Annotated in this window: 26 protein-coding genes; 20 read left to right on the top strand and 6 right to left on the bottom strand. The window is 65.7% G+C overall.

The genetic code is table 11. From position 1 onward, the window contains the following. The 6 genes from AC1EJR_RS25495 to cysM form a co-directional block, all read left to right on the top strand. On the top strand, positions 1 to 657 hold a 657-nt coding region (locus AC1EJR_RS25495; protein WP_477147751.1), incomplete at its 5' end, for a UDP binding domain-containing protein. 6 nt (positions 658 to 663) lie between these two features. Beyond that, a complete protein-coding gene (gene rfaE1, locus AC1EJR_RS25500) occupies positions 664 to 1,605 on the top strand; it encodes a D-glycero-beta-D-manno-heptose-7-phosphate kinase (RefSeq protein ID WP_092302007.1) in 942 nt (313 codons plus the stop codon). A 42-nt stretch (positions 1,606 to 1,647) separates the two neighbouring features. After that, positions 1,648 to 2,643 carry an ADP-glyceromanno-heptose 6-epimerase gene (gene rfaD / locus AC1EJR_RS25505; protein WP_477147752.1) on the top strand — a complete coding sequence of 332 codons (996 nt, stop codon included), beginning with the start codon at positions 1,648 to 1,650 and terminating at the stop codon, positions 2,641 to 2,643. Positions 2,644 to 2,826: 183 nt separating this feature from the next. Continuing rightward, complete coding sequence (locus AC1EJR_RS25510; protein ID WP_092302013.1) at positions 2,827 to 3,195, top strand: ComEA family DNA-binding protein; 369 nt, start codon at positions 2,827 to 2,829, stop codon at positions 3,193 to 3,195. Between the two features lie 147 nt (positions 3,196 to 3,342). Further along, positions 3,343 to 4,656 carry a solute carrier family 23 protein gene (locus tag AC1EJR_RS25515; protein WP_441593607.1) on the top strand — a complete coding sequence of 438 codons (1,314 nt, stop codon included), beginning with the start codon at positions 3,343 to 3,345 and terminating at the stop codon, positions 4,654 to 4,656. Positions 4,657 to 4,789: 133 nt separating this feature from the next. Continuing rightward, a complete protein-coding gene (cysM, locus tag AC1EJR_RS25520; RefSeq protein WP_477147753.1) occupies positions 4,790 to 5,692 on the top strand; it encodes a cysteine synthase CysM in 903 nt (300 codons plus the stop codon). A gap of 60 nt (positions 5,693 to 5,752) precedes the next feature. Here the strand turns inward: cysM and AC1EJR_RS25525 are convergent, their stop codons facing one another. From AC1EJR_RS25525 to mltB, 3 genes are all read right to left on the bottom strand, one after another. Continuing rightward, positions 5,753 to 6,238 carry an SRPBCC family protein gene (locus tag AC1EJR_RS25525; RefSeq protein ID WP_477147754.1) on the bottom strand — a complete coding sequence of 162 codons (486 nt, stop codon included), beginning with the start codon at positions 6,236 to 6,238 and terminating at the stop codon, positions 5,753 to 5,755. Continuing rightward, the gene (locus AC1EJR_RS25530; protein WP_454756871.1) at positions 6,210 to 6,578 is read right to left on the bottom strand and encodes an ArsR/SmtB family transcription factor; all 369 of its coding nucleotides are present in this window, start codon (positions 6,576 to 6,578) and stop codon (positions 6,210 to 6,212) included. Before AC1EJR_RS25530 ends, AC1EJR_RS25525 begins: the two co-directional genes overlap by 29 nt. A gap of 83 nt (positions 6,579 to 6,661) precedes the next feature. Beyond that, entirely contained in the window at positions 6,662 to 7,768 is a 1,107-nt protein-coding gene (gene mltB, locus AC1EJR_RS25535; protein ID WP_092301901.1) for a lytic murein transglycosylase B, read from the bottom strand. A 130-nt stretch (positions 7,769 to 7,898) separates the two neighbouring features. Here mltB and AC1EJR_RS25540 point away from each other — a divergent pair, with 130 nt between their 5' ends. The 7 genes from AC1EJR_RS25540 (at position 7,899) to AC1EJR_RS25570 (ending at position 15,387) form a co-directional block, all read left to right on the top strand. Continuing rightward, positions 7,899 to 8,822, top strand: a complete 924-nt coding sequence (locus AC1EJR_RS25540) for a histone deacetylase family protein (RefSeq protein WP_477147755.1) — start codon at positions 7,899 to 7,901, stop codon at positions 8,820 to 8,822. A 206-nt stretch (positions 8,823 to 9,028) separates the two neighbouring features. Beyond that, a complete protein-coding gene (locus AC1EJR_RS25545) occupies positions 9,029 to 10,063 on the top strand; it encodes a methionine ABC transporter ATP-binding protein (RefSeq protein ID WP_092301906.1) in 1,035 nt (344 codons plus the stop codon). Further along, positions 10,053 to 10,706, top strand: a complete 654-nt coding sequence (locus AC1EJR_RS25550) for a methionine ABC transporter permease (protein ID WP_477147756.1) — start codon at positions 10,053 to 10,055, stop codon at positions 10,704 to 10,706. The genes AC1EJR_RS25545 and AC1EJR_RS25550 overlap by 11 nt, the downstream gene beginning before the upstream one ends. Before the next feature lie 39 nt (positions 10,707 to 10,745). After that, positions 10,746 to 11,543, top strand: a complete 798-nt coding sequence (locus AC1EJR_RS25555) for a MetQ/NlpA family ABC transporter substrate-binding protein (RefSeq protein ID WP_477147757.1) — start codon at positions 10,746 to 10,748, stop codon at positions 11,541 to 11,543. A gap of 235 nt (positions 11,544 to 11,778) precedes the next feature. Further along, positions 11,779 to 12,528, top strand: coding sequence for an electron transfer flavoprotein subunit beta/FixA family protein (locus tag AC1EJR_RS25560; RefSeq protein ID WP_092301915.1), 750 nt, complete (start codon positions 11,779 to 11,781; stop codon positions 12,526 to 12,528). A gap of 17 nt (positions 12,529 to 12,545) precedes the next feature. Continuing rightward, positions 12,546 to 13,481 carry an electron transfer flavoprotein subunit alpha/FixB family protein gene (locus AC1EJR_RS25565; protein ID WP_092301918.1) on the top strand — a complete coding sequence of 312 codons (936 nt, stop codon included), beginning with the start codon at positions 12,546 to 12,548 and terminating at the stop codon, positions 13,479 to 13,481. A gap of 121 nt (positions 13,482 to 13,602) precedes the next feature. Then, positions 13,603 to 15,387, top strand: coding sequence for an acyl-CoA dehydrogenase (locus AC1EJR_RS25570; protein ID WP_477147758.1), 1,785 nt, complete (start codon positions 13,603 to 13,605; stop codon positions 15,385 to 15,387). A 78-nt stretch (positions 15,388 to 15,465) separates the two neighbouring features. Here the strand turns inward: AC1EJR_RS25570 and AC1EJR_RS25575 are convergent, their stop codons facing one another. Beyond that, positions 15,466 to 16,770, bottom strand: a complete 1,305-nt coding sequence (locus tag AC1EJR_RS25575) for a D-amino acid dehydrogenase (RefSeq protein WP_092301924.1) — start codon at positions 16,768 to 16,770, stop codon at positions 15,466 to 15,468. 109 nt (positions 16,771 to 16,879) lie between these two features. Here AC1EJR_RS25575 and AC1EJR_RS25580 point away from each other — a divergent pair, with 109 nt between their 5' ends. Together AC1EJR_RS25580 and AC1EJR_RS25585 are read left to right on the top strand one after the other, a co-directional pair. After that, positions 16,880 to 17,374 carry an Lrp/AsnC ligand binding domain-containing protein gene (locus AC1EJR_RS25580; protein ID WP_092301927.1) on the top strand — a complete coding sequence of 165 codons (495 nt, stop codon included), beginning with the start codon at positions 16,880 to 16,882 and terminating at the stop codon, positions 17,372 to 17,374. A gap of 16 nt (positions 17,375 to 17,390) precedes the next feature. Further along, the gene (locus AC1EJR_RS25585) at positions 17,391 to 18,566 is read left to right on the top strand and encodes a PA0069 family radical SAM protein (RefSeq protein ID WP_477113853.1); all 1,176 of its coding nucleotides are present in this window, start codon (positions 17,391 to 17,393) and stop codon (positions 18,564 to 18,566) included. A gap of 281 nt (positions 18,567 to 18,847) precedes the next feature. Here the strand turns inward: AC1EJR_RS25585 and AC1EJR_RS25590 are convergent, their stop codons facing one another. Beyond that, positions 18,848 to 19,342, bottom strand: coding sequence for a TM2 domain-containing protein (locus AC1EJR_RS25590; protein WP_477147759.1), 495 nt, complete (start codon positions 19,340 to 19,342; stop codon positions 18,848 to 18,850). A gap of 318 nt (positions 19,343 to 19,660) precedes the next feature. Beyond that, positions 19,661 to 20,068, bottom strand: a complete 408-nt coding sequence (locus AC1EJR_RS25595; protein WP_441645051.1) for a hypothetical protein — start codon at positions 20,066 to 20,068, stop codon at positions 19,661 to 19,663. A gap of 327 nt (positions 20,069 to 20,395) precedes the next feature. Between AC1EJR_RS25595 and rpsP the strand changes: the two genes are divergently transcribed. The 5 genes from rpsP to AC1EJR_RS25620 all read left to right on the top strand — a co-directional run bounded on the left by rpsP (position 20,396) and on the right by AC1EJR_RS25620 (position 23,473). Then, positions 20,396 to 20,647, top strand: a complete 252-nt coding sequence (rpsP, locus tag AC1EJR_RS25600) for a 30S ribosomal protein S16 (protein WP_092301938.1) — start codon at positions 20,396 to 20,398, stop codon at positions 20,645 to 20,647. Between the two features lie 61 nt (positions 20,648 to 20,708). Then, the gene (gene rimM / locus AC1EJR_RS25605; RefSeq protein WP_092301941.1) at positions 20,709 to 21,386 is read left to right on the top strand and encodes a ribosome maturation factor RimM; all 678 of its coding nucleotides are present in this window, start codon (positions 20,709 to 20,711) and stop codon (positions 21,384 to 21,386) included. Between the two features lie 28 nt (positions 21,387 to 21,414). After that, entirely contained in the window at positions 21,415 to 22,197 is a 783-nt protein-coding gene (gene trmD / locus AC1EJR_RS25610; protein WP_092301944.1) for a tRNA (guanosine(37)-N1)-methyltransferase TrmD, read from the top strand. Positions 22,198 to 22,274: 77 nt separating this feature from the next. Continuing rightward, positions 22,275 to 22,664, top strand: a complete 390-nt coding sequence (gene rplS, locus AC1EJR_RS25615) for a 50S ribosomal protein L19 (RefSeq protein WP_092301947.1) — start codon at positions 22,275 to 22,277, stop codon at positions 22,662 to 22,664. Between the two features lie 128 nt (positions 22,665 to 22,792). Then, positions 22,793 to 23,473: a CoA pyrophosphatase gene (locus tag AC1EJR_RS25620; RefSeq protein ID WP_477147760.1), complete on the top strand. Its 681-nt coding sequence runs from the start codon at positions 22,793 to 22,795 to the stop codon at positions 23,471 to 23,473. Positions 23,474 to 23,500: the final 27 nt, after the last annotated feature.

Below are 23,500 nucleotides of genomic sequence, written 5' to 3' on the forward strand. Positions count from 1 at the left end.
GGTGCGGACATCGAATTGGTCCGACTCGGCATCGGCTCCGACCCGCGCATCGGCTACAGCTTCCTGTACGCCGGCGCCGGCTACGGCGGCTCGTGCTTCCCGAAGGACGTGCAGGCGCTGATGCGCACGGCCACGTCGTACGGCAAGCCGATGCGGGTGCTGGAGGCCGTGGAGGCCGTCAACGACGCCCAGAAGCAGGTCTTGGCCAACAAGGTCATCAAGCGCTTCGGCGAAGACCTGACGGGCAAGACCTTCGCAATCTGGGGTCTCGCCTTCAAGCCGAATACCGATGACATGCGGGAAGCCCCGTCGCGGGTGCTGGCGCGCGAACTGGTGTCGCGCGGCGCCGCGCTGCGCGTGCACGACCCGGTGGCGATGCCCGAAGCGCGCCGTGTGATCGAGACAGATCTTGCGGACATCGAAGGCGGMGCGGGGCGAGTACACTTCTGCGAGGCGCAGATGGATGTCCTCGAGGACGCCGACGCGCTCGTGATCGTGACCGAGTGGAAGGTCTTCCGGAGCCCGGATTTCAGTGCCATCCGCGCCAAGCTGAAGACCCCGGTCATTATCGACGGCCGCAATCTCTACGAACCCGATGCCATGGCGACAGCCGGCATCGAATACCACGCGATCGGGCGCTCTGCCTCGATGCGCTGAGACCCTATGAGCAAGAATCAGATTTCGCAGGACCAGATTCGACAATCGCAGGTGCTGGTGGTGGGCGACATGATGCTGGACCGTTACTGGTTTGGCGACGTGGAGCGCATTTCCCCGGAGGCGCCGGTGCCCGTGGTGCAGGTCAAGCGCAGTGACGAGCGCCTGGGCGGCGCCGCCAACGTGGCCCGCAATGCCGCGGCGCTGGGCGCCCGGGTAGGCATGCTCGGCGTGATCGGCGATGACGAGCCGGGCCGCACGCTCGAGGCGCTGCTGGCCGAGAGCCACGTGCAGCCCTACCTGCAACGCGATCCCACCCTCAATACGACGATCAAGCTGCGCGTGCTGGCCCATCAGCAGCAGTTGCTGCGCGTCGATTTCGAGAGCGCGCCGGCCAACGAAGTGCTGGCTTCGGTACAGGAGCGCTTCAATACTCTGGTGGCCGACTATCAGGTGCTGGTCTTGTCCGACTACGGCAAGGGCGGTCTGGCGCACGTCGGCCGCATGGTGGAGGCGGGCCGCGCGGCCGGCCGCACCGTGCTGGTGGACCCCAAGGGCGACGACTACTCGCGCTACCGGGGTGCCACGCTGATCACGCCGAACCGTGCCGAGATGCGTGCCGTGGTGGGCGCCTGGAAGACCGAGGCGGACCTGACCATCCGCGCCCAGAACCTGCGCCGCTCGCTCCAGCTTGAAGCGCTGCTGCTGACGCGCTCGGAGGAGGGCATGACGCTCTACACCGAGGCCGAGGTGCTTCATGTCTCGGCCCAGGCGCGCGAAGTCTATGATGTATCGGGGGCCGGCGATACCGTGATCGCCACGCTGGCCACGATGATCGGTGCCGGCGTGCCGCTCAAGGAAGCCGTGCAGCACGCCAACCGGGCCGGCGCCATCGTGGTCGGCAAGCTGGGTACCGCCGTTGTCACGTATCCCGAACTGTTCGGCGCCTGAGGCGCGTGTCGTAAAAGTCCGAAATTCGAGTCTGAAACTACCATGACCATCATCGTGACCGGCGCCGCCGGCTTTATCGGCAGCAACCTCGTCAAGGGCTTGAACGAGCGCGGCGAGACCAATATTGTCGCGGTCGACAACCTGACCCGCGCCGAGAAGTTCGGCAACCTCGTKGACTGCGAGATCGCCGACTACCTCGACAAGTCGGAATTCGTCCAGCGCTTTGCGCGGGGGGACTTCGGCAAGGTCCGCGCGGTGTTCCACGAGGGCGCGTGCTCCGACACCATGGAGACCGACGGCCGCTACATGATGGAGAACAACTACCGCTACACGCTGGCGCTGATGGAAGCCTGCCTGGAGCAKGGCACGCAGTTCCTCTACGCCTCGTCGGCGGCCACCTACGGGGCGTCGACGATGTTCCGCGAGGACCGCGAGTACGAGCGCCCGCTGAACGTGTACGGCTATTCGAAGTTCCTGTTCGACCAGGTGGTGCGGCGCCGGCTGCCGGCGGCCCACTCGCAGATCGTCGGCTTCCGCTACTTCAACGTGTACGGCCCGCGCGAGTACCACAAGGGCCGCATGGCCTCGGTGGCGTTCCACCACTTCAACCAGTTCCGCGCCGAGGGCTCGGTGAAGCTGTTCGGCGAGTACAACGGCTACGCGCCGGGTACGCAGAGCCGCGACTTCGTGTCCGTGGAGGACGTGGTCAAGGTCAACCTGTACTTCCTCGATCATCCGGAAAAGTCCGGCATCTTCAACCTTGGCACCGGCCGCTCGCAGCCGTTCAACGACATCGCCGCCAGCGTGGTCAACACGCTGCGCGAGATCGAGGACAAGCCGCCGCTCTCGCTGGAGGAGATGGTGCAGGAAGGGCTGGTCGAATACGTGAAATTCCCCGACGCGCTGCGCGGCAAGTACCAGTGCTTCACGCAGTCCGATGTGTCGCGCCTGCGGTCGGCGGGCTATACCGCCCCGTTCCTCACGGTGCAGGAAGGCGTCTCGCGCTACTGCAGGTGGCTGCTCGAGCGTAACGGCTGACCGTTTCGGATGTTTCCGACCGCCGATTGCAACATCCTCGTTGCAGTTGGCCACACATCCGCGCGGATGTTGTGAACGATTGTGGCCGACTACGCGTCTAGCCGTCACCCGCTCCTATCCTGACAAGGCTCCGTCGCCATCCCGGCACGGAGCCTTGAGTCCAATAAGGAAAGGAGTTTTCTGATGCGCAATCCCTTCGATGTTTCCCTGATCCAGTGCATGCGCCGGATGTTCGTGGCGCTGCTGGTGTCGCTCGCGTTCGGCGGCGCGGCCTATGCCAACGTGGACGTCAACGTKGCGGACGAAGCCGCGCTGACCGGCGTGAAGGGCATCGGGCCGGCTACCGCCAAGCGGATCCTCGATGAGCGCGAGAAGCATGGCGCCTTCAAGGATGCCGGCGACCTCGCGGACCGGGTGCCCGGCGTGGGGCCGAAGTCGGTGGCCAACCTCGAGGCCGCCGGGCTGACGTTCGGCAAGGCTGCGCCGCCCCCTCGCAAGGATCCCAAGGCAAAGGCCAGCGCGGCACCATCGACGCAGAAGGCGGCCCGCTGACGCCATGCGGCAGACCAGGCCCGGGGCGTCAACAGCCCGGGGCTGGTATGCGTTGTGCTTCCTTGCCGGCCGGCGCCGGCCCGGTCGCTTCGCGGCCAGGGCGGCGCGGAGTATCATGCGCGACGTCGATAACAGGGAGAAAACAACATGGCGAATGGCGAGGACACGGGCTTCCTGCCGAAATGGCGGCTGAAGACATCGGGCGTGATCGGCCCGGACGAGCGGCTGCCCGCGGGGCAGACGATTCTGGCGGGCATCCAGCACGTAGTGGCGATGTTCGGCTCCACGGCCATCGCGCCGATCCTGATGGGCTTCAATCCGAATATCGCCATCCTGTTCTCGGGCATCGGCACGCTGATTTTCTTCCTGTTCGTACGCGGGCGCGTGCCGAGCTATCTGGGATCGAGCTTCGCGTTCATCGCCGTGGTCATCGCGGCCACCGGCTATGCCGGCAGCGGGCCGAACCTGAATATCCCGGTGGCGCTCGGCGGCATCATCGCGGCGGGGGCGGTCTACACATTGATCGGCCTGATCGTGCAGGCGGTCGGCTACGCCTGGGTGGAGAAGCTGATGCCGCCGGTGGTGACCGGCGCCATCGTTGCAGCGATTGGCCTGAACCTGGCGCCGGTGGCCGTCAAGGCCGTCAGCGCCGCGCCGCTCGATACCTGGATCGGACTGCTGACCGTGCTGGCCGTGGGTCTGATCGCCGTGCGCGCGCCGGGCATGGTGGGGCGCCTGCCGGTGCTGCTGGGCGGGCTGGCTGGCTACCTCGCGTATTACATCGCCACCAATGTGATGGGCATGGGCAAGGCCATCGACTTCTCAGGCGTGATTGCGGCCGGCTGGTTCGGCCTGCCCGCGTTCACGGCGCCGGTGTTCGAGCCGAGCGCGATGCTGCTGATCGCCCCGGTGGCGATCGTGCTTGTGGCGGAGAACCTCGGCCACATCAAGGCCATCGGCGTGATGACGGGCCGCAACCTGGACCCGTATATCGGTCGCGCGTTCATCGGCGATGGCGTGGCCACGATGCTGTCCGCCTCGGGCGGCGGCACGGGCGTGACCACGTACGCGGAGAACATGGGTGTGATGGCGGTGACGCGCATCTACTCGACGCTGATCTTCGTGGTAGCGGCGGCGGTGGCCATTCTGCTCGGCTTCTCGCCGAAGTTCGGCGCGCTGATCCTGACGATTCCGGGCCCGGTCATCGGCGGCCTGACCATCGTCGTGTTTGGCCTGATCTCGGCCACGGCCGGGCGGATCTGGGTGCAGAACGGCGTGGATTTCTCCAGCTCGCGCAACCTGATCACGGTGGGGGCCACGCTGACCGTGGCCGCTGGCGACCTGACGCTGAAGCTCGGTGGCATGACGCTCGGTGGCATCGGCACGGCCACGTTCGGCGCCATCCTKCTGTATCACCTGCTGGGCAAGGGCCGCGACGAAGAAACCGCGCTGCCGCACTGATTCGGCGGCATGGCGGGGCCGGCTGGGGTGGGGGAATGCCCGCCCTGCCGGTGCGGGTAAGGTGGGTGCATTACAATGACCCGCGACAACAAAGACATTGGCGACACCCCCTCCCGCGACATTCCCCTGCACCATGGCCTACAAGACGATCGAAGACACCATCGGCAATACGCCGCTGGTCAGACTCCAGCGCATCCCCGGCGCCGCCATCGAGGCGCGCGGCAATGTGATTCTMGGCAAGCTCGAAGGCAATAACCCGGCCGGTTCCGTCAAGGACCGTCCCGCGCTGTCGATGATCCGTGGTGCCGAGGCGCGCGGCCGCATCAAGCCGGGCGACACGCTGATCGAGGCGACCTCGGGCAATACCGGCATCGCGCTGGCCATGGCTGCGGCCATCCGCGGCTACCGCATGGTGTTGATCATGCCGGAGGACCTGAGCCTCGAGCGCCGGCAGAGCATGTCGGCCTATGGCGCGGAGATCATCCTCACGCCGGTCAAGGGCGGCATGGAGTACGCGCGTGACCTCGCCGAAGCCATGGAGCGCGAAGGCAAGGGTGTGATCCTCGACCAGTTCGCCAATCCGGACAATCCGCTGGCGCACTACGAGACCACGGGCCCGGAACTCTGGGCGGAAACCGAGGGCCGTATCACGCACTTTGTGTCCGMGATGGGCACTACCGGTACGATTACCGGCGTCTCGCGCTTCCTCAAGGAAAAGAACCCGGCGATTCAGATCGTCGGCGCGCAGCCGGCCGAAGGCTCGCGCATCCCCGGCATCCGCAAGTGGCCGGAAGCCTATCTGCCGAAGATCTACGATCCGAAGTACGTAGACCGCCAGGAGCCGGTGTCGCAGGCCGACGCCGAGCACATGGCCCGCCGCATGGCGCGCGAGGAAGGCATCTTCTGCGGCATTTCCGCCGCCGGCGCGCTGTGCGTGGCGCTGCGCGTGGCCGAGGAAGTGGAAAACGCGACGATCGTGTTCGTGGTCTGCGACCGTGGTGACCGCTACCTGTCGACCGGCGTATTCCCGGCCTGATCGGTCCCGCGTTTCTCGTACGAGTAAAGGCCCCGCGCGTTTGCCGGGGCCTTTTTCTATCTAGCGCAAGTTCAGCGCGAAGTCGTCGAGCTGGGTGATGCAGGTGTTCCAGCCGTCGAAGAAGCCCAGCTTCTCGTGCTGGTCCCGCGTTTCGTCATCGGGGTGCATCACCGTGGCGGTGTAGCGGCTGCCCGTGCCTTCGTCGGCCATGGTGATGATGGCCGTGAAGCCGAGCCACGGCTTGGCCGGACGCCAGCCGCCGGTCAGCATCGACGTCATGACAAGGCGCGATTGCGGCACCACTTCGAGAAAGCTGCCAGGGTTGTCGCTCACGCCACCGTMGGGGCCGCGCATGATGGTATGGAAGGCGCCGCCGGGCTGGAGGTCGAAGGCCAGCACCTCGGTCGTCCAGGGCTTGGGGCACCACCATTCCTTGAGCAATGCCGGATCCGACCAGGCGCGCCACAGTGCCGAGCGCGGCGCGCGCAGCACGCGGGAGATGACGAGGTCGCGGGATTCAGCGTTGTCGGCTGGGCTGTTTGACATGGGCTTGCTCCTCCTGATGTAGATGTTCGACGAATTGGGCCATGCGATCGGACCTGGCCTCCCAGACGGCGCGCTGCTCGGCGATCCACTGCTCAGCCTGCGAGAGCCGCTCCGGCAACAACTCACACGTGCGGGTGCGCCCGAGCTTGTGCGTGCGGATCAGGCCGCTACGCTCGAGCACGGTCAGGTGCTTCATGAACGACGGCAGCGCCATGTCGAACGGCGCCGCCAGCGTGGACACCGACTGCGCGCCGCCGCCCAGTGCGCTGACAATCGCACAGCGGGTGGGGTCGGCGAGCGCGTGAAATACCTCGCTGACTGTCGCTTGATAGTTAGCCATATGGGTAACTATAGGCCAAAAGAAAATCCCCGGCAAGACAGAGCCTGGACGGGGATTTGGGGTCGGCGAATGGGGGGTGGCGATCAGCCCATCGCCGCTTTGACTGCCTCGCCGAGTTGGTACACCGCCAGCGCGTAGAAAAAGCTGCGGTTGTAGCGCGTGAGCACGTAGAAATTGCGCAGGCCGATCAGGTACTCGGTGGGCTGGTCCGGCGTGGGCAAGTCCACCACCAGCACGCCGGTCTCGCCTTCGCGCTGGAGGTCGATCGGCTCGTCCACGCGCAACCCGGCGCGGGTGAGCTGGTTCAGCGTGCGCGTGGGCCACGGCTCGCCGTCTGCCGCAGCCACGGCAATGCCCCGGCTGCCTTCGTCGCCGGCAATGCGCCAGATCACGGGCCGGCCCTGTTCCCAGCCGTGCAGCTGCAGGAAGCGGCCCACGCTACCAATGGCATCGACGGCGCTGTTGCGCAGGTCGACGTGCCCGTCCTTGTCATAGTCGATCGCGTACTCGCGCAGGCTGGTCGGCATGAACTGCGGAATGCCCACCGCGCCCGCGTACGAGCCGAGTACCGAATAGACATCGGTGCGGGTCTCGCGGCACCAGAGCAGGTAGTCCGCCAACTGCTCGCGGAACAGCCGGGTGCGTGCGTCGCGGTTCGGGGTGTCCGGATAGTCGAAGGCCAGCGTGGAGAGCGAATCCAGCACGCGGAACGTGCCCATATCGCGCCCGTAGATGGTTTCCACGCCGATGATGCCGACGATGACCGACGCCGGCACGCCGAATTCGGCCTCGGCGCGGCGCAGCGTGTCGCGGTTTTCCTGCCAGAAGCGCACGCCGGCGTTGATGCGGATCGGCTCGATAAAGCGCGAGCGGTACGTCCGCCAGCTCTTCCGGCCCGGCGTGCTCGGCGGCATGATCAGCCGCGACACCGTGGCCGAATACACGGCCTGACTGAAATACGTGTCCAGCTCCGCGCGCGGGAAGCCGTGGCGGGCCACCATGTCGTCGATGAACGCACGGGTTTGCGGATGATTTCGATAGCGGCCCGGTTCGATTTCTTCTTCCCGGACGGCCACGCGACGCTTGCCGGCAGCCATCAGTCGAGGAGAAACGCCGCACAGGCCCAATGCGGCAGCGGTGAGTGCGGCGCCCAGCAGCGGGCGGCGCATGGAGCGCTGTTTGTCGGTCATGTTGTCCTTTGCAAGTCGCACCGAGTATAGCGGATGCCTCCCGGCGCCAGCGACCCCGCCGGCCCACGGATGATGTGGCACGTCATGTGCTAACGTATCGATTGGAGACAAACTTGACCCGGAAACGACAATGCCAACGGGCTATTACACACATCCCGCATTCCAGCTGCACGAGATGGGACATTTCCATCCGGAATGCCCGGAACGGCTGCAGGCGATCGAGGATCACCTKATCTCGCACGGGCTGGACGGGCTGCTGGACCGCCGCGACGCGCCGGCCGCCACCGAGGAGCAGATCGAGCGCGTGCACCGGCCCGACTACGTCTCCCAGCTGGCGTCCGTGAGCCCCGCGAGCGGCTACCACGCGATCGATCCCGATACCACGATGAACCGCCACACGCTGACCGCCGCCACGCACGCGGCCGGCGCCGCCGTGGCCGCCACCGACGCCGTGATGGCCGGCGAACTGGAAAACGCGTTTTGCTGCGTGCGCCCGCCGGGCCACCACGCCGAGCCGGACCGCGCCATGGGCTTCTGCTTCTATAACAACGTGGCGATTGCCGCCCGTCACGCGCTGGTCGCGCATGGTCTGGAGCGCGTGGCCGTGATCGATTTCGATGTCCACCACGGCAACGGCACCGAGGCGGCATTCCGCAACGACCCCCAGGTGCTGATGTGCAGCTTCTTCCAGCACCCGTTCTATCCGTATAGCGGCACGGAGCACATGGCGCCGAACATGTYGAATATCCCGCTGCCCGCCTATACCAACGGCATGGCCGTGCGCGAGGTGGTGGAGACGATCTGGCTGCCACGCCTGAACGAGTTCCGGCCCCAGATGCTGTTCATCTCGGCCGGTTTCGATGCCCACCGTGAGGACGACCTCGGCCAGATGGGCCTGGTCGAGCAGGACTACGCCTGGATGACCGAACGGCTGATGGAAGTGGCGCGCGTGCACGCCAAGGGCCGCATCGTGAGCTGCCTCGAGGGGGGCTACAACCTCAGCGCGCTGGGGCGGAGCGTGCTCGCGCACCTGAAGGTGATGATGGAAGGGTGAATACGCTCAAAGATCATCGATGCAAGTGACCCGTAATTCGCAAAAATGCGATTGACGGTGCTTCTATATGCTCCCAGCGCATAAGGCGATCGAAAAAATCTCGTTTGAGGTATGAAGCGGATCGCATAAAATGCGAGCTTCAGAAAAATAATGCGCGGCAACAACGCTGGAGACCCCACGCTGTTGCCGTTTTCTTTTCTCTTTCCATGATCGAACTGCAAGGACTCTCGCAGCGATTCCCCGGCGGGTCGGGGGAAGTGCATGCGCTGCGCGATGTCAGCCTCTCCATCGCGCCCGGTGAAGTCTTCGGCATCATCGGCCGAAGCGGGGCCGGCAAGAGCACGCTGGTGCGTGCCATCAATCTGCTGAACCGGCCCAGCGCCGGCCGGGTGATCGTCGACGGCCACGATTTGACTGCGATGGATGCCAGCCGCCTGCGCGCGGCGCGCCGCGAAATCGGCATGATCTTCCAGCATTTCAACCTGCTGTCGTCGCGCACGGTCTATGACAACGTGGCGCTGCCGCTGGAGCTGGCCGGCAAGACCAAGGCCGAGATTGCCGCGACGGTGCTGCCGCTGCTGGACCTCGTGGGTCTGTCGGCGCTGCGCGACCGCCATCCCGCGCAGATCAGCGGCGGCCAGAAGCAGCGCGTGGGCATTGCGCGCGCGCTGGCGAGCAAGCCGAAGGTGCTGCTGTCCGACGAAGCCACCTCCGCGCTGGATCCCGAGACCACGCGCTCAATCCTCGACCTGCTCAAACAGATCAATCGCGAGCTGGGCCTGACCATCGTCATGATCACGCACCAGATGGAGGTCATCAAGCAGGTCTGCGACCGCGTGGCCGTGCTCGAGGCCGGTCAGGTGGTGGAAAGCGGCCGTGTGATCGACGTCTTCCTGCGCCCGCAGCACGAGGTCACGCGCGCGATGATCGGCGACGTGATTGCCCAGGAACTGCCGGCCAGCGTGCTCAAGCGCGTGGAAAGCCGGCTCGGCAACGGCCGCGACCACGTCTACCGGCTGGCCTTCACGGGCGAGAACGTCGACCAGCCGGTGCTGGCCCAGGCGATCCGCCAGCACGGACTGGACTTCAACATCCTGCACGGCCATATCGACGAGATCCAGGGGCAGGCGTTCGGCTCGCTGGCGATCATGGCCACGGGCGAGCCGGCCGCGGTGCGCGCGGCGATGGAGTATTTGCAGACGCAGGGCGTCGTGGTGGAGGAGATCGAACATGTGGTCTGAAATGTTTGACCTGTTCCTGGCGTCGTTCGGCGAGACACTGTTGATGGTGTCGATCTCGGGCGTGGTGGGCGCGCTGTTCGGCGTGCCGCTGGGCGTGCTGCTGCACCTGACCAACCGGGGCGGCGTGCTGTCGCATCCGCTGTTCAACCGCTCCATCGGCGTGGTCGTGAACGCGGTGCGGTCGATCCCGTTCATCATCCTGCTGGTGGTGGTGATCCCGTTCACGCGCTTTATCGTCGGTTCGTCKATCGGCACGACGGCGGCTGTGGTGCCGCTGACGATCGCGGCGGTKCCGTTCATCGCCCGGCTGGTCGAGGCGGCGCTGCGCGAGGTGGACAAGGGCCTGGTGGAAGCCGCGCAATCGATGGGTGCCACCACGCGCCAGATCGTCTGGAAGGTGCTGCTGCCCGAGGCGATGCCCGGCATCGTGGCCGGCCTGACCATCACCTTCGTGAGCCTGGTCGGCTATTCGGCCATGKCCGGCGCCATCGGCGGCGGCGGGCTGGGCGACCTGGGCATCCGCTACGGCTACCAGCGCTATATCACCGAGGTCATGGTCGCCGTGGTGGTGATCCTGATCGTCTTCGTACAGGCCGTGCAGAGCTTTGGCGACTGGCTCGTGCGCCGCATCAGCCATCGCTGATGGGTTTCAATTCGCAGGGAAACTAGGGGTAAATCAAAAATGCAACGTCGTAATTTGCTGAAGACTGCCGCAGCGGTGGCGCTGGGCCTGGCCGTTTCCACGGGCGCGCTGGCGCAGGAAAAGCCGATCAAGGTTGGCGTGACGGGCGGCCCGCACGCGCAGATCATGGAGCAGGTGAAGAAGGTGGCGKCCAAGGACGGCCTGAACATCCAGGTGGTGGAGTTCAGCGACTACATCCAGCCGAACGCCGCGCTGGCCGCTGGCGACCTCGACGCCAACAGCTACCAGCATCTGCCGTACCTGGAAGCCCAGATCAAGGATCGCGGCTACAAGTTCACGCACGTGGGCTTCACGGTCACGTTCCCGATGGGTGTGTACTCGAAGAAGGTGAAGTCGCTGGACCAGATCAAGCAGGGCGCCCGCGTGGGCGTGCCGAACGATCCGACCAACGGCGGTCGCGGCCTGTTGCTGCTGCAGGCCAAGGGCCTGATCAAGCTGCGTCCGGACGCCGGTCTGAAGGCCACGCCGCTGGACATCGTGGAAAATCCGAAGAAGATCAAGATCGTCGAACTCGACGCTGCCCAGCTGCCGCGCTCGCTCGACGACCTGGACGCCGCCGCGATCAACGGCAACTATGCCGAGTCCGCCGGCCTGTCCCCCACGCGTGATGCAATCGCCACAGAAGGCCCGAAGGGTCCGTACGCGAACCTGATCGCCATCCGCGCGGCGGACAAGGACAAGCCGTGGGTGGCCAAGCTGGTGAAGGCCTACCACTCGGCCGAGGTGAAGCAGTACATCGCCAACACCTACAAGGAGTCGGTGATCACCGCCTGGTAATCATCAATCGGGCGCCGGTCCGGGACGATTTTCGAGGAAATCGTCCAAACCCTGTGCACGCGGGGCATCCTGCGGCACAATGGGCGCAGATTTCTTCAGTTGCCGGGCTAGCCCCGGCAATTCTTTGTCTATAAAATAGTACGATCGTTCGAAAAACTAAAGCTGCGCCACCCCGGTGGTTATAATGGCGAGCGATTCAAATCTTTGGACTATCAGCTATCAGTGGAGTGAGCGCATGAAAGTACTCGTCGCAGTCAAGCGGGTGGTGGACTACAACGTCAAGGTCCGCGTGAAGTCGGATGGCTCGGGCGTCGACCTGGCCAACGTCAAAATGAGCATGAACCCGTTCGACGAAATCGCCGTGGAAGAGGCCGTGCGCCTGAAAGAAGCTGGCGTCGTCACCGAAGTGATCGCCGTGTCGTGCGGCGTCACGCAATGCCAGGAGACCCTGCGCACTGCGATGGCCATCGGCGCCGATCGCGGCATCCTGGTGGAATCGAACGAAGACCTGCAGCCGCTGGCCGTGGCCAAGCTGATCAAGGCACTGATCGACAAGGAACAGCCGCAACTGGTGATCCTGGGCAAGCAGGCCATCGACGATGACTCGAACCAGACCGGCCAGATGGTGGCCGCGCTGGCCGGCCTGCCGCAAGCCACGTTCGCCTCGAAGGTGGTGGTGGCGGATGGCAAGGCATCGGTGACCCGTGAAGTGGATGGCGGTCTGGAAACGCTGTCGGTCAAGCTGCCGGCCGTGGTGACCACGGACCTGCGCCTGAACGAGCCGCGCTACGTGACGCTGCCGAACATCATGAAGGCCAAGAAGAAGCCGCTGGAAACCGTGAAGCCCGAAGACCTCGGTGTGGATGTGGCCCCGCGTCTGTCGACCGTGAAGGTCGTGGAGCCGGCCAAGCGCAGCGCAGGCGTGATGGTGCCCGATGTGGCCACGCTGGTGCAAAAGCTGAAGTCTGAAGCCAAGGTTATCTGAGCGCGGGGAGAGAAAACATGACTGCACTCGTCATTGCTGAACACGACAATCAATCGATCAAGGCCGCCACGCTGAACACCGTGACGGCTGCCGCCCAGTGCGGTGGCGACGTCCACGTGCTGGTAGCCGGCGCCAATGCCAAGGCTGCCGCCGATGCCGCTGCCAAGATCGCCGGTGTGACCAAGGTCCTGCTGGCCGATGCCGCCTATTTCGGCGACGGCCTGGCCGAGAACGTGGCCGAGCAGGCCCTGGCCATCGCCAACGACTACAGCCATATCCTGGCGCCGGCAACGCCCTACGGCAAGAACATCCTGCCGCGCGTGGCCGCCCGCCTGGACGTGGCCCAGATCTCGGAAATCTCCAAGGTCGACGCACCGGATACCTTCGAGCGCCCGATCTACGCTGGTAACGCCATTGCCACCGTGAAGTCGGCCGACAAGATCAAGGTCATCACGGTGCGCGGCACGGCGTTCGACGCGGCTGCCGCCGAAGGTGGCTCGGCTGCTGTCGAGACCCTGCCGGCCGTGGCCGACCTGGGCATCTCGCAATTCGTCTCGCGCGAAGTGGCCAAGAGCGACCGTCCGGAACTGACCGCTGCCAAGATCATCGTTTCCGGTGGCCGTGGCGTGGGTTCGGGCGAGAACTACACCAAGGTGCTGACGCCGCTGGCCGACAAGCTGGGCGCCGCGCTGGGCGCCTCGCGCGCGGCCGTGGATGCCGGCTTCGTGCCGAACGACTATCAGGTCGGCCAGACCGGCAAGATCGTCGCGCCGCAGCTGTACATCGCGGTCGGTATTTCGGGCGCGATCCAGCATTTGGCCGGCATGAAGGACTCCAAGGTGATCGTCGCGATCAACAAGGACGCCGAAGCCCCGATCTTCTCGGTGGCGGACTACGGCCTGGTGGGCGACCTGAACACCGTGGTGCCTGAGCTGGTGGCAGCACTGGGCTGAGGTCTGGCCCCGCGCCGGCCCCCGTACTGTCTGGTACGGGCGCCGGCGCCACAACAAGAAGAATGAAGCCGTTCCGGGAGCGTCCCGCGAGCGGCTTTTTTACAAGATCCAGGAGACTTCGATGACCTATCGCGCACCGCTCAAGGACATGCTGTTCGTCATGAACGAACTGGCGGACCTGAACGCCGTCAGCCAGATGCCGGGCTATGAGGAAGCCACCCCGGACACGGCGCAGGCCGTGCTTGAGGAAGCGGCCCGGTTCAACGAGGAAGTGGTGGCCCCGCTGAACCGTGCGGGCGATCTCGACCCCAGCAGCTGGAAGGACGGCGTGGTCACCACCACGCCCGGGTTCCGCGACGCGTTCCGCCAGTTCGGCGAGGGCGGCTGGCAGGGCGTGCTGCATCCGAGCGATTTTGGCGGCCAGGGCTTGCCCAAGCTCGTCGGCACGCCGTGCATCGAGATGCTGAACAGCGCCAACCTGTCGTTCGCGCTGTGCCCGCTGCTGACCGATGGCGCCATCGAAGCCCTGCTGACTGCTGGCACCGACGAACAGAAGACGGTCATCCTGCCCAARCTGATTGCGGGCGAATGGACCKGCACGATGAACCTGACCGAGCCGCAGGCCGGCTCGGACCTGGCCGCCGTGCGCACGCGCGCCGAGCCGCAGGGCGACGGCACATTCAAGCTGTTCGGCACCAAGATTTTCATCACGTACGGCGAGCACGACATGGCGAAGAACATCGTCCATCTGGTGCTGGCCCGCACGCCGACCGCGCCCGAGGGCGTCAAGGGCATCTCGCTGTTCGTCGTGCCGAAGTTCCTGGTCAACCCGGACGGCACGACCGGTGCGCGCAACGACGTGCACTGCGTGTCGATCGAGCACAAGCTCGGCATCAAGGCCAGCCCGACGGCGGTGCTCCAGTTCGGCGATCACGGCGGCGCCGTCGGCACGCTGGTGGGCGAGGAGAATCGCGGCCTCGAATACATGTTCATCATGATGAATGCGGCGCGCTTCGCGGTGGGCATGCAGGGCATCGCGGTGTCCGAGCGCGCCTACCAGCACGCCGTGGCCTATGCGCGGGAGCGCGTGCAGAGCCGGCCGGTCGATGGCTCGGCGCGCGAGGCCGTGACGATCATCCATCACCCCGACGTCAAGCGCATGCTGATGACGATGCGCGCACTGATCGAAGGCGCACGTGCCGTGGCCTACGTGGCCGCCGCGGCCAGCGATGCCGCCCACCAGCATCCGGACGAGGCGACGCGCCGCGAAAACCAGGCGTTCTACGAGTTCATGGTGCCCGTGATMAAGGGCTGGAGCACCGAGCTGTCGATCGACGTGACCAGCCTCGGCGTGCAGGTGCACGGCGGCATGGGCTTCATCGAGGAAACCGGCGCGGCCCAGTACTACCGCGACGCGCGGATCCTGCCGATCTACGAGGGCACCACGGCCATCCAGGCCAATGACCTCGTCGGCCGCAAGACCGTGCGCGATGGCGGTGCCGTGGCGCGCGCGATCTGCGCGAAGATCGCCGAGACCGAGGCCGCGCTCGGCCAGCACAGCTGCGCCTCGTTCCAGGCGGTGCAGGGCCAGTTGAAGCGGGGTCGCGAGGCGCTCGAGGCCGTGGTGGGCTTCGTCGTGGAGAACGCCAAGGGCGATCCGAACGCGGTGTTCGCGGGCAGCGTGCCGTACCTGAAGCTGTGCGGCATCGTGTTCTCGGGCTGGCAACTGGGCCGCGCGATGCTGGCGGCGGATGCCAAGCGTAGCGAAGACCCGGCGTTCTACGAGGCCAAGATCGCCACGGCGCATTTCTTCGGCGAGCACATCCTGTCGCAGGCGTCGTCGCTGCGCGACGCCATCGTGGCCGGCGCCGAGCCGGTCAAGGCGATGTCGGTGGACCAGTTCTGACGCGCAACTTGCGTTGGGGATGAAAAAAGGCGACCCGAAGGTCGCCTTTTTTTCGTCGAAGTCCGAGATCAGGAACGATCAGGCCGGCACCGGACGCGGCACGCCGTGCGTGCGCGCGGGCTGGCGGTAGCGGTCCACCGACAGGTCGTCGGCGCGAATCGCTGGCTGCGTGCCCGAGACCAGGTCGGACAGCAGCTTGCCCGAGCCGCAGGCCATGGTCCAGCCGAGCGTGCCGTGGCCGGTGTTGAGCCACAGGCCGCGAATCCCGGCGGGGCCGACCACGGGCGTGCCGTCCGGCGTCATCGGACGCAGGCCAGTCCAGAACGTGGCGCGGCTGACATCCCCGGCGCCGGGGAACAGGTCCGTCACCACGTGTTCGAGCGTGCGGCGCTTGGCCGGATCGAGCGAACGGTCGTAGCCGACGATCTGCGCCATGCCGCCCACGCGGATGCGGTCGTCGAAGCGCGTGATCGCCACCTTGTAGGTCTCGTCGAGCACCGTGGATACCGGGCTGCGCGCGGCATCGGTCATCGGCACCGTGATCGAGAAGCCCTTGAGCGGGTACACCGGCAGGTTCGACAGCCCCGGCAGCACATTGCGGACGAACGGCGTGGACCAGCTCCCGAGCGCCACCACCACGGCCTCGGCATACATCGGCTGGCCGCCGACCACGGCACCGGTCACGGCATCGCCCTGGGTCATCAGGCCGTCGATCGAGCGGTTGTAGAGGAACTGCACGCCGAGCGATTCGGCCATGGCTGCCAGCCGTTGGGTAAACAGCTGGCAATCCCCGGTTTCATCGTTCGGCAGGCGCAGGCCGCCGGCCAGCTTGTGGCCTGCGGCGGCCAGCGCCGGTTCGCTCGCGCCGAGTTCCTCGCGCGAAAGCAATTGATAGGGCACGCCCGCTTCCTCGAGCACGGCGATGTCGCGCGCGGCGGCTTCGAGCTGCGCGTCCGTGCGAAACACCTGGAGCGTGCCTTGCTGGCGGCCTTCGTAGGCAATACCGGTCTCGGCCCGCAGCGTGCGGATGCAATCGCGGCTGTACTCGGCCAGTCGCACCATGCGTTCCTTGTTCACGGCATAGCGTGCCGGCGTGCAATTGCGCAGCATCTGCCACATCCACTGGAGCTGGAACAGCGTGCCGTCAGGCTTGATGCTCAGCGGCGCGTGCTCCTGGAACATCCACTTGATGGCCTTGAGCGGCACGCCCGGCGCGGCCCACGGCGACGCGTAGCCCGGCGAGATCTGGCCGGCGTTGGCAAAGCTGGTGCCGAGCGCGGGCGCGGACTCGCGATCCACGACGGTCACTTCATGACCGGCACGGGCCAGGTACCACGCGCTGGTCACGCCAATAACGCCACTGCCAAGCACTAGAACACGCATCTCGATGACTCCGGACCTGMGAAAGAATGGAATAGAAGGATTCGTATCTATACTATTGACTTCAAAGCAGTGTTAGTTACCGATTAAATTAGAAAAACAGGAAAAAGTCATGAGAACGACACGTCAGCCGGTACGCGGCCTCGATCGGCTGGATCGGAAGATTCTCACGGTGCTCCAGGACGACGGGCGGGTGTCGATGAAAGACCTGGCGGAGCGGGTGGGGCTGACCATCACGCCCTGCATCGAGCGCGTGAAGCGGCTGGAGCGCGACGGTGTCATCATGGGCTACTACGCCCGGCTGAATCCGGGGCTGCTCGGCAGTGCGCTGCTGGTATTCGTGGAGATTTCGCTGGGCAACAAATCGGGCAATATGTTCGAGCAGTTCCGGCGCGAGGTGCTGCGGATTCCCGAGGTGCTGGAATGTCACCTCGTCTCGGGCGACTTCGACTACCTGATCAAGGCGCGGATTCGCGAGATCAGCGAGTACCGCCGTCTGCTCGGCGACATTCTGTTGCAGTTGCCGGGCGCAGCCCAATCTAAAAGCTACGTGGTGATGGAAGAAATCAAGGAGACATTGGCCATCTCGGTGGAAGAGCGCGAGTAAGGCCGTTCGATGCAAGATGGGTGACGAACACGACTTCGGCGGCGACGGAGAGGGCGAGGGCGCCCGCCGTCCGCCCGTGGCCCGCAAGGGGCGCGGCGCCGTCAGCAACCTCCAGGGACGCTTCGAGCGCGACCAGCGCGAGGCGTTCGACGACGGCTGGGCGCCGGCCGATGACGACCCGGCCCCCGCCGATGACGCGCTGCCGCCCAAGCTCGTCACCCGGGTCACGCTCGAGCAGGCCCGCTCGATCCTGTCGCGCAACGCCTCGCCCGACATCCCGTTCGATGTCTCGCTCAATCCTTACCGGGGCTGCGAGCACGGCTGCATCTACTGCTTCGCCCGGCCGACGCACGCCTATCTGGACCTGTCACCGGGGCTCGATTTCGAGACGAAGCTTTATGCCAAGACCAATGCGGCCGAGCGCCTGCGCGAAGAATTGTCCAAGCCGTCGTATCGGTGCGAGACCATCGCGCTGGGCGTGAACACCGACGCCTACCAGCCCATCGAGCGCGAGCAGCGCATCACGCGCAGCCTGCTGGAGGTACTGCACGAGACCGACCACCCGGTGGCGCTGATCACGAAGTCGTCACTGATCGAACGGGATATCGACCTGCTGGCGCCCATGGCCGCCAAGCGGCTCGCGGTGGGGGCTGTGACGATCACGACACTCGACGCCGGCATCGCCCGCACGCTGGAACCGCGCGCAGCCACGCCGGCGCGGCGGCTGCGCACGATTCGTGAACTGACCGAGGCGGGGATTCCGGTAGGGGTGAGCGTGGCGCCGATTATCCCGTTCGTCACCGAACCGGACCTCGAGCGCGTGCTGGAAGCCGCCCGGGAGGCCGGGGCGGTCTACGCCAACTACATCGTGCTGCGTCTGCCGTGGGAGGTGAGTCCGCTGTTCCAGGAGTGGCTCGAAGCGCATTTCCCGGATCGTGCCGAGCGGGTCATGAACCGCGTGCGCGAGATGCGGGGCGGCAAGGATTACGATGCCGACTTCGCCTCGCGCATGCGCGGCACGGGGATTTGGGCCGATCTGATGCGTCAGCGGTTCTACAAGACCGCCGAGCGGCTAGGCTTCCGTTACAACCGGTTCGAACTCGATACGTCGCGCTTCAGGCCCCCGCCCAGGCCGACCCGGCCCAACGGGCGTCCGCGCGGTACCGACGACCGGCAGGGTTCGCTGTTCTGAGGCGCCGCCTGCTGATCCTCGATCATGCGGCAGGCCAGCTCCAGCGCGGCCTTCGCACTGGTCGTCGGCAGGCCCGACGACAGGGCCAGCCTGACTGCGATAGCAGCCAGGCGTCCTTCTTCATACGTGGGATGTTCCATCGGGCACTCCTTTGCATCGTCCCGCCATGGCGGGCCATGCTCCATTCCGTGCGTACTCGGACTTACCAGTATGGGTGATTTGCAGAAGCGCGTTTGACCAATGTCATCCCATTGTCAGGTTGCAGCGAAAGTGCGCGCTGACTATTGGGAAAGCGCCTTGGCCGCCTCCACCTGCGACTCGAAGAACGTCTGGAAGCTGATGGCGAGCCCGGCCATGAGCAGGCCGGTGCCGATCAGGAGCGACAGGATGACCAGGATCACCACGGGCCAGCCGGAGCGCGTGGGCGTGTCGTGTGCGTTATAGCGCGCATCCCAGCGGTCGTCGGGGCGTAGCCCGAACACGATGGCGGTCAGGAATGCCGCAATCACCGAGGTGCCGCCCGCCACCGCGAACGTCCAGTTCAACGCGGTGGACCCGGCGCCCGTCACCAGCGACGCAATTCCGATCGCCCCCGCCAGCGTGGCCAGCAGGTGTGCCCAGCCGAACTTGTCGCCKAAGCCCTTCAGATAGAAGCGATGTGCTCCCAGGCTGCCGAACAGGAAGGCCAGGGCGACGGTGATCAGCTTGGACTTGCCCCGGGCCGGGCGGCGCGCATCGGCGCCGAGGGCAGGGGCTTGGCTTGCGGTGGTAGGCATTGTGGAGGCGATGTGGCAGGCACGGAGGCTGACAATCGTCACATTGTACGTGGAGGCTGCGCCCGGTGAGGATATCGGGACAAGACCGGAGTGGCCGGAGCCGGACCAGTGGGTGCCGGGCAGAGGCAGGTMAGTTCGATTGCCGTCTGCGCAACAACGGCACGCTGCGAGGGCGCCGGGGTTGAACCCCGTCTGGAATCGCCGACTGCACCGGGCGGCAGCCTGTGCGGGCACGAGGCCCGCACATCTTGAAAGACCAAGCAAAACGGCCGGAGTTCCGGCCGTTCGAGAAAGGGGAGAAGGGGAGAGGCGCGGGACTCAGCGCCCGCCATCGCGGCTGCGCGCCTGCCAGCCCGGGCCCATGCCGGATGGACGCATGTCGTTGCTGCGCCCCGGGTTATCATTCACGCTGCTGCGGTCGGACGTCTGCCGTACCGGACGATCCTCGTCGCGGCCCGGCGCACCGGGCGGGCGCCCGCTCAGGCGGTCGTCATTGCGCGCCCGCTGCTCCATGCGTTCGATCTGTGCCCGCACATGATCCCGGCTTTCGGCACGTACGCTCGCCATTTCCCATCCGCCGGCAACGCGGTTGACGCGCGCCGACTGTTCGGCCCGGGCGGTGTGCCAGAAGGCAACTTGCGCGTGGCTGGCGGCAATACTGCCGATCAGGCCCGAGAGGGCCAAGGTACCAGCCACCAGGAGACGCAGGTGGGGGCGGGTAAGCATGGGAGATCCCAAGATCCTTAGCAGGGAAAGAGTCAGGAAGATGGGTTCATGGTACGCAGGCGCCGTGTGACCGCCTATGCCAATCCCGTTACCCGTGTAACCGATTGTTTCGACATTTTTGCCAGCTTTATAACGTCGCGCCGGTGGCGGGGTTTGCGCGGGATTCGCGGTTTACGCGACGGTGCCTGCAGGCCATGTTGCGCCAACGGCGCACCGGTGGCCGCGCCCGGCGCGAATTGCGCGCTAAGTGTTTGTTTGGCATTGGGAACTGGGCTATACTCTTGCGTTTCGTGTTCGCACACCCCCGTTTTTTCGAGGAATAACCCCATGGTCGTAATCCGTCTGGCTCGCGGCGGCAGCAAGAAGCGCCCCTTCTTCAATATCGTTGCCGCTGACTCGCGCAACCGTCGCGATGGCCGTTTCATCGAGCGCGTTGGTTTCTACAACCCGCTCGCCTCCGGCAAGGAAGAAACCCTGCGCCTGGTGCAAGACCGCCTGACGTACTGGCAAGGCGTTGGCGCCCAGCTGTCGCCGACGGTTGCCCGTCTGGTCAAGCAAGCCGCCAAGGCCGCTGCCTGATTGCCGCCAAGGCGCGCGGCCCGTTGTGGCGCGTGCCTGACGCATCGGACGCATCGTCTCAGTGACTGGCAACGCCCCCGGCCGCAAGCCGTTAAATCGGCAAGGTACCGCGGCGCAGGCCGAGGTATCGGGCCAGCCGCCCAAGCCCCGCAAGCTGCCCGCAGCGCTGCTGTTCACCGACAGCCTGCCCGACGATCTCGTCGAAGTGGGCTATGTGGGCGCCGCCTATGGCATCCGTGGCTGGATCAAGGTCCAGCCGCACGCGGACGACGCCTCCGCATTGCTCCACGCCCGCCGCTGGTGGCTGCTTCGTGCGCCGCAGGCCGGCGTGGTGGTGGCGCCGGCACAGCCGGACGAGGCGCTCTGCGTCAAGATTGCCCAGTCGCGCGAGCATAGCGGCACCGTGGTGGCCCAGGCCACCGGCGTAGCGGAACGCAATGTTGCCGAAGCCCTGAAAGGGCGTCGCGTCTGGATCCGGCGCGCGGATTTTCCGCCGCCGGAAGAGAATGAGTTTTACTGGGTCGACCTGATCGGTTGCGCCGTGCTCAACGAACAGGGCGAAACCCTGGGCGAGGTATCCGGCCTGATCGACAATGGTGCCCACCAGATCCTCCAGGTGGCGTACACGCTGCCGGATGGCAAGCCCGGCGAGCGGCTGGTGCCGTTCGTGGACGCGTTCCTGCGCACGGTGGATACCACCACCCGGCGCATCGTGGTGGACTGGGGGCTCGACTACTGAAGTACCGAAGCACACCAAGGGGCCGCGGATGCAGTTCGATGTAATCACGCTGTTTCCCGAGATGTTTCGGGCGCTGACCGACTGGGGCATTACCAGCCGGGCGGCCAAGCAGCAGCGTTACGCGCTGCGCACCTGGAATCCGCGCGACTTTACGGTCGACAATTACCGCACCATCGACGACCGGCCTTACGGCGGTGGTCCTGGCATGGTGATGCTGGCCAAGCCGCTGGACGACGCGATCGACGCGGCGGCCGCGGCGCAGGCGGAAGCCGGTGTGGCAGTCCCGCATGTGGTGCTGATGTCGCCGCAGGGCGCCCCGCTCACGCATGAGAAGGTGATGTCGCTGTCGCAGCGGCCTGGCCTGGTGCTGTTGTGCGGTCGCTACGAGGCGATCGATCAGCGATTGATCGAGCGTCGCGTGGACGAGGAAATCAGCCTCGGCGATTTCGTGCTGTCCGGCGGTGAACTGCCGGCCATGGCGCTGATCGACGCGGTAGTGCGGCATCTGCCCGGCGTGCTGGGCGATGCGCAGTCGGCCGTGCAGGACAGTTTCGTCAACGGCCTGCTCGATTGTCCGCACTACACGCGGCCGGAAGAATATGAAGGTGTGCGGGTGCCCGATATCTTGCTCGGGGGCCATCATGCCGAGATCGAGAAATGGCGGCGCCAGCAGGCGCTGGCCAACACCGCGCGCAAGCGTCCCGATTTGATCGAGGCGGCGCGTGGTCAAGGGTTGTTGTCCAAGGCCGATGAGAAATTTCTGTCGGAGTGGACGGCGAAAGCAGGGCGGGAGTTCGCTCCCGCCAAATGAAAACCCCATCCTCTGCCGGGGCCCGGGACAAGTCCTGGGGCATACAACGCTGGCATGATGGTAATGGAGAAAAAACGATGAACATCATCGAGCAAATCGAGCAGGAAGAGATTGCGCGCCTGACCGCGAACAAGACCATTCCCGCGTTCGCCCCGGGTGACACCGTGATCGTCAACGTGAACGTCGTGGAAGGCACCCGCAAGCGCGTGCAGGCCTACGAAGGCGTCGTGATCGCCAAGCGTAACCGTGGCCTGAACTCGTCCTTCATCGTGCGCAAGATCTCGTCGGGTGAAGGCGTGGAACGTACGTTCCAGCTGTACTCGCCGCTGATCGCCGGCATCGAAGTGAAGCGTCGTGGCGACGTGCGCCGTGCAAAGCTGTACTACCTGCGCGAGCGTTCGGGCAAGTCGGCACGTATCAAGGAAAAGCTGGTCTCGAAGGCTGCGAAGGCTGCTGCCGCCGAGTAAGGCGATGCCGTCCGGCGCCGGGCAACCGGTGCCGTATCGGATTCGGAAAGGACACCTTCGGGTGTCCTTTTTGCTTATATGTGTGCTGCAGCGCGACATGGCGCGCTTCTGTCATACTCAATGGTGTCATGCGCCCCAAATTCKACCCAGAAACCTTGCCGGTCATCGGCACCGACGCCCAACGCGCGCCGCTCTCGGCGCCCCGGATGCGCCCGGACTTTATCCGCCACCGCCTGCTATCGCCGCCAGCCTGGGAACCCGAGCTGACCGATGAGTCGCGCGTCTACGACCGGAGCCGCGGCCTGCGCGAAGCCGCCGTGCTGGTGCCGTTGGTGGACCGCGCCGACGGCCTGACCGTGCTGCTGACCGAACGCAACGCCAACCTCAACGCCCACGCGGGCCAGATCAGCTTTCCGGGCGGCCGGCAGGAGACCTACGATGCGGACCGCATCGCCACGGCGCTGCGTGAGACGAAGGAAGAAATCGGGCTGGATCGGGACTATATCGAGGTGCTCGGCTCGCTCCCTGATTACATCACGGGCACCGGCTACCACGTCAGCCCCATTGTGGGGCTGGTGCGCACCGGCTTCGCGCTCGAGGCCGATGCCGGCGAAGTGGCGGACATCTTCGAGGTGCCGCTCGCCTTCCTGATGGACCCCTCACGCCACGAGCGGCGGCTGCTGCGCTGGGCGGACGGCGAACGTCAGTTTTATTCGATGCCGTACCCGCGCGAGGAAGGCGGCCACCGCTTCATCTGGGGCGCCACCGCGGGCATGCTGCGCAACCTCTATCACCTGCTCGCCGCGTAAGAACTCGGCGTATTACCAGGCGGGACG

Source organism: Cupriavidus sp. 05T42 (assembly GCF_056396345.1).

What these genes read in the sequence shown, in the direction of transcription:
- rfaE1 (WP_092302007.1), top strand. Translation starts at nt 664, where the DNA reads ATGAGCAAGAATCAGATTTCGCAGGACCAGATTCGACAATCGCAGGTG.
- AC1EJR_RS25530 (WP_454756871.1), bottom strand. Translation starts at nt 6,578, where the DNA reads ATGGCTAACTATCAAGCGACAGTCAGCGAGGTATTTCACGCGCTCGCC.
- mltB (WP_092301901.1), bottom strand. Translation starts at nt 7,768, where the DNA reads ATGACCGACAAACAGCGCTCCATGCGCCGCCCGCTGCTGGGCGCCGCA.
- AC1EJR_RS25545 (WP_092301906.1), top strand. Translation starts at nt 9,029, where the DNA reads ATGATCGAACTGCAAGGACTCTCGCAGCGATTCCCCGGCGGGTCGGGG.
- AC1EJR_RS25560 (WP_092301915.1), top strand. Translation starts at nt 11,779, where the DNA reads ATGAAAGTACTCGTCGCAGTCAAGCGGGTGGTGGACTACAACGTCAAG.
- AC1EJR_RS25565 (WP_092301918.1), top strand. Translation starts at nt 12,546, where the DNA reads ATGACTGCACTCGTCATTGCTGAACACGACAATCAATCGATCAAGGCC.
- AC1EJR_RS25575 (WP_092301924.1), bottom strand. Translation starts at nt 16,770, where the DNA reads ATGCGTGTTCTAGTGCTTGGCAGTGGCGTTATTGGCGTGACCAGCGCG.
- AC1EJR_RS25580 (WP_092301927.1), top strand. Translation starts at nt 16,880, where the DNA reads ATGAGAACGACACGTCAGCCGGTACGCGGCCTCGATCGGCTGGATCGG.
- AC1EJR_RS25585 (WP_477113853.1), top strand. Translation starts at nt 17,391, where the DNA reads ATGGGTGACGAACACGACTTCGGCGGCGACGGAGAGGGCGAGGGCGCC.
- AC1EJR_RS25595 (WP_441645051.1), bottom strand. Translation starts at nt 20,068, where the DNA reads ATGCTTACCCGCCCCCACCTGCGTCTCCTGGTGGCTGGTACCTTGGCC.
- rpsP (WP_092301938.1), top strand. Translation starts at nt 20,396, where the DNA reads ATGGTCGTAATCCGTCTGGCTCGCGGCGGCAGCAAGAAGCGCCCCTTC.
- trmD (WP_092301944.1), top strand. Translation starts at nt 21,415, where the DNA reads ATGCAGTTCGATGTAATCACGCTGTTTCCCGAGATGTTTCGGGCGCTG.
- rplS (WP_092301947.1), top strand. Translation starts at nt 22,275, where the DNA reads ATGAACATCATCGAGCAAATCGAGCAGGAAGAGATTGCGCGCCTGACC.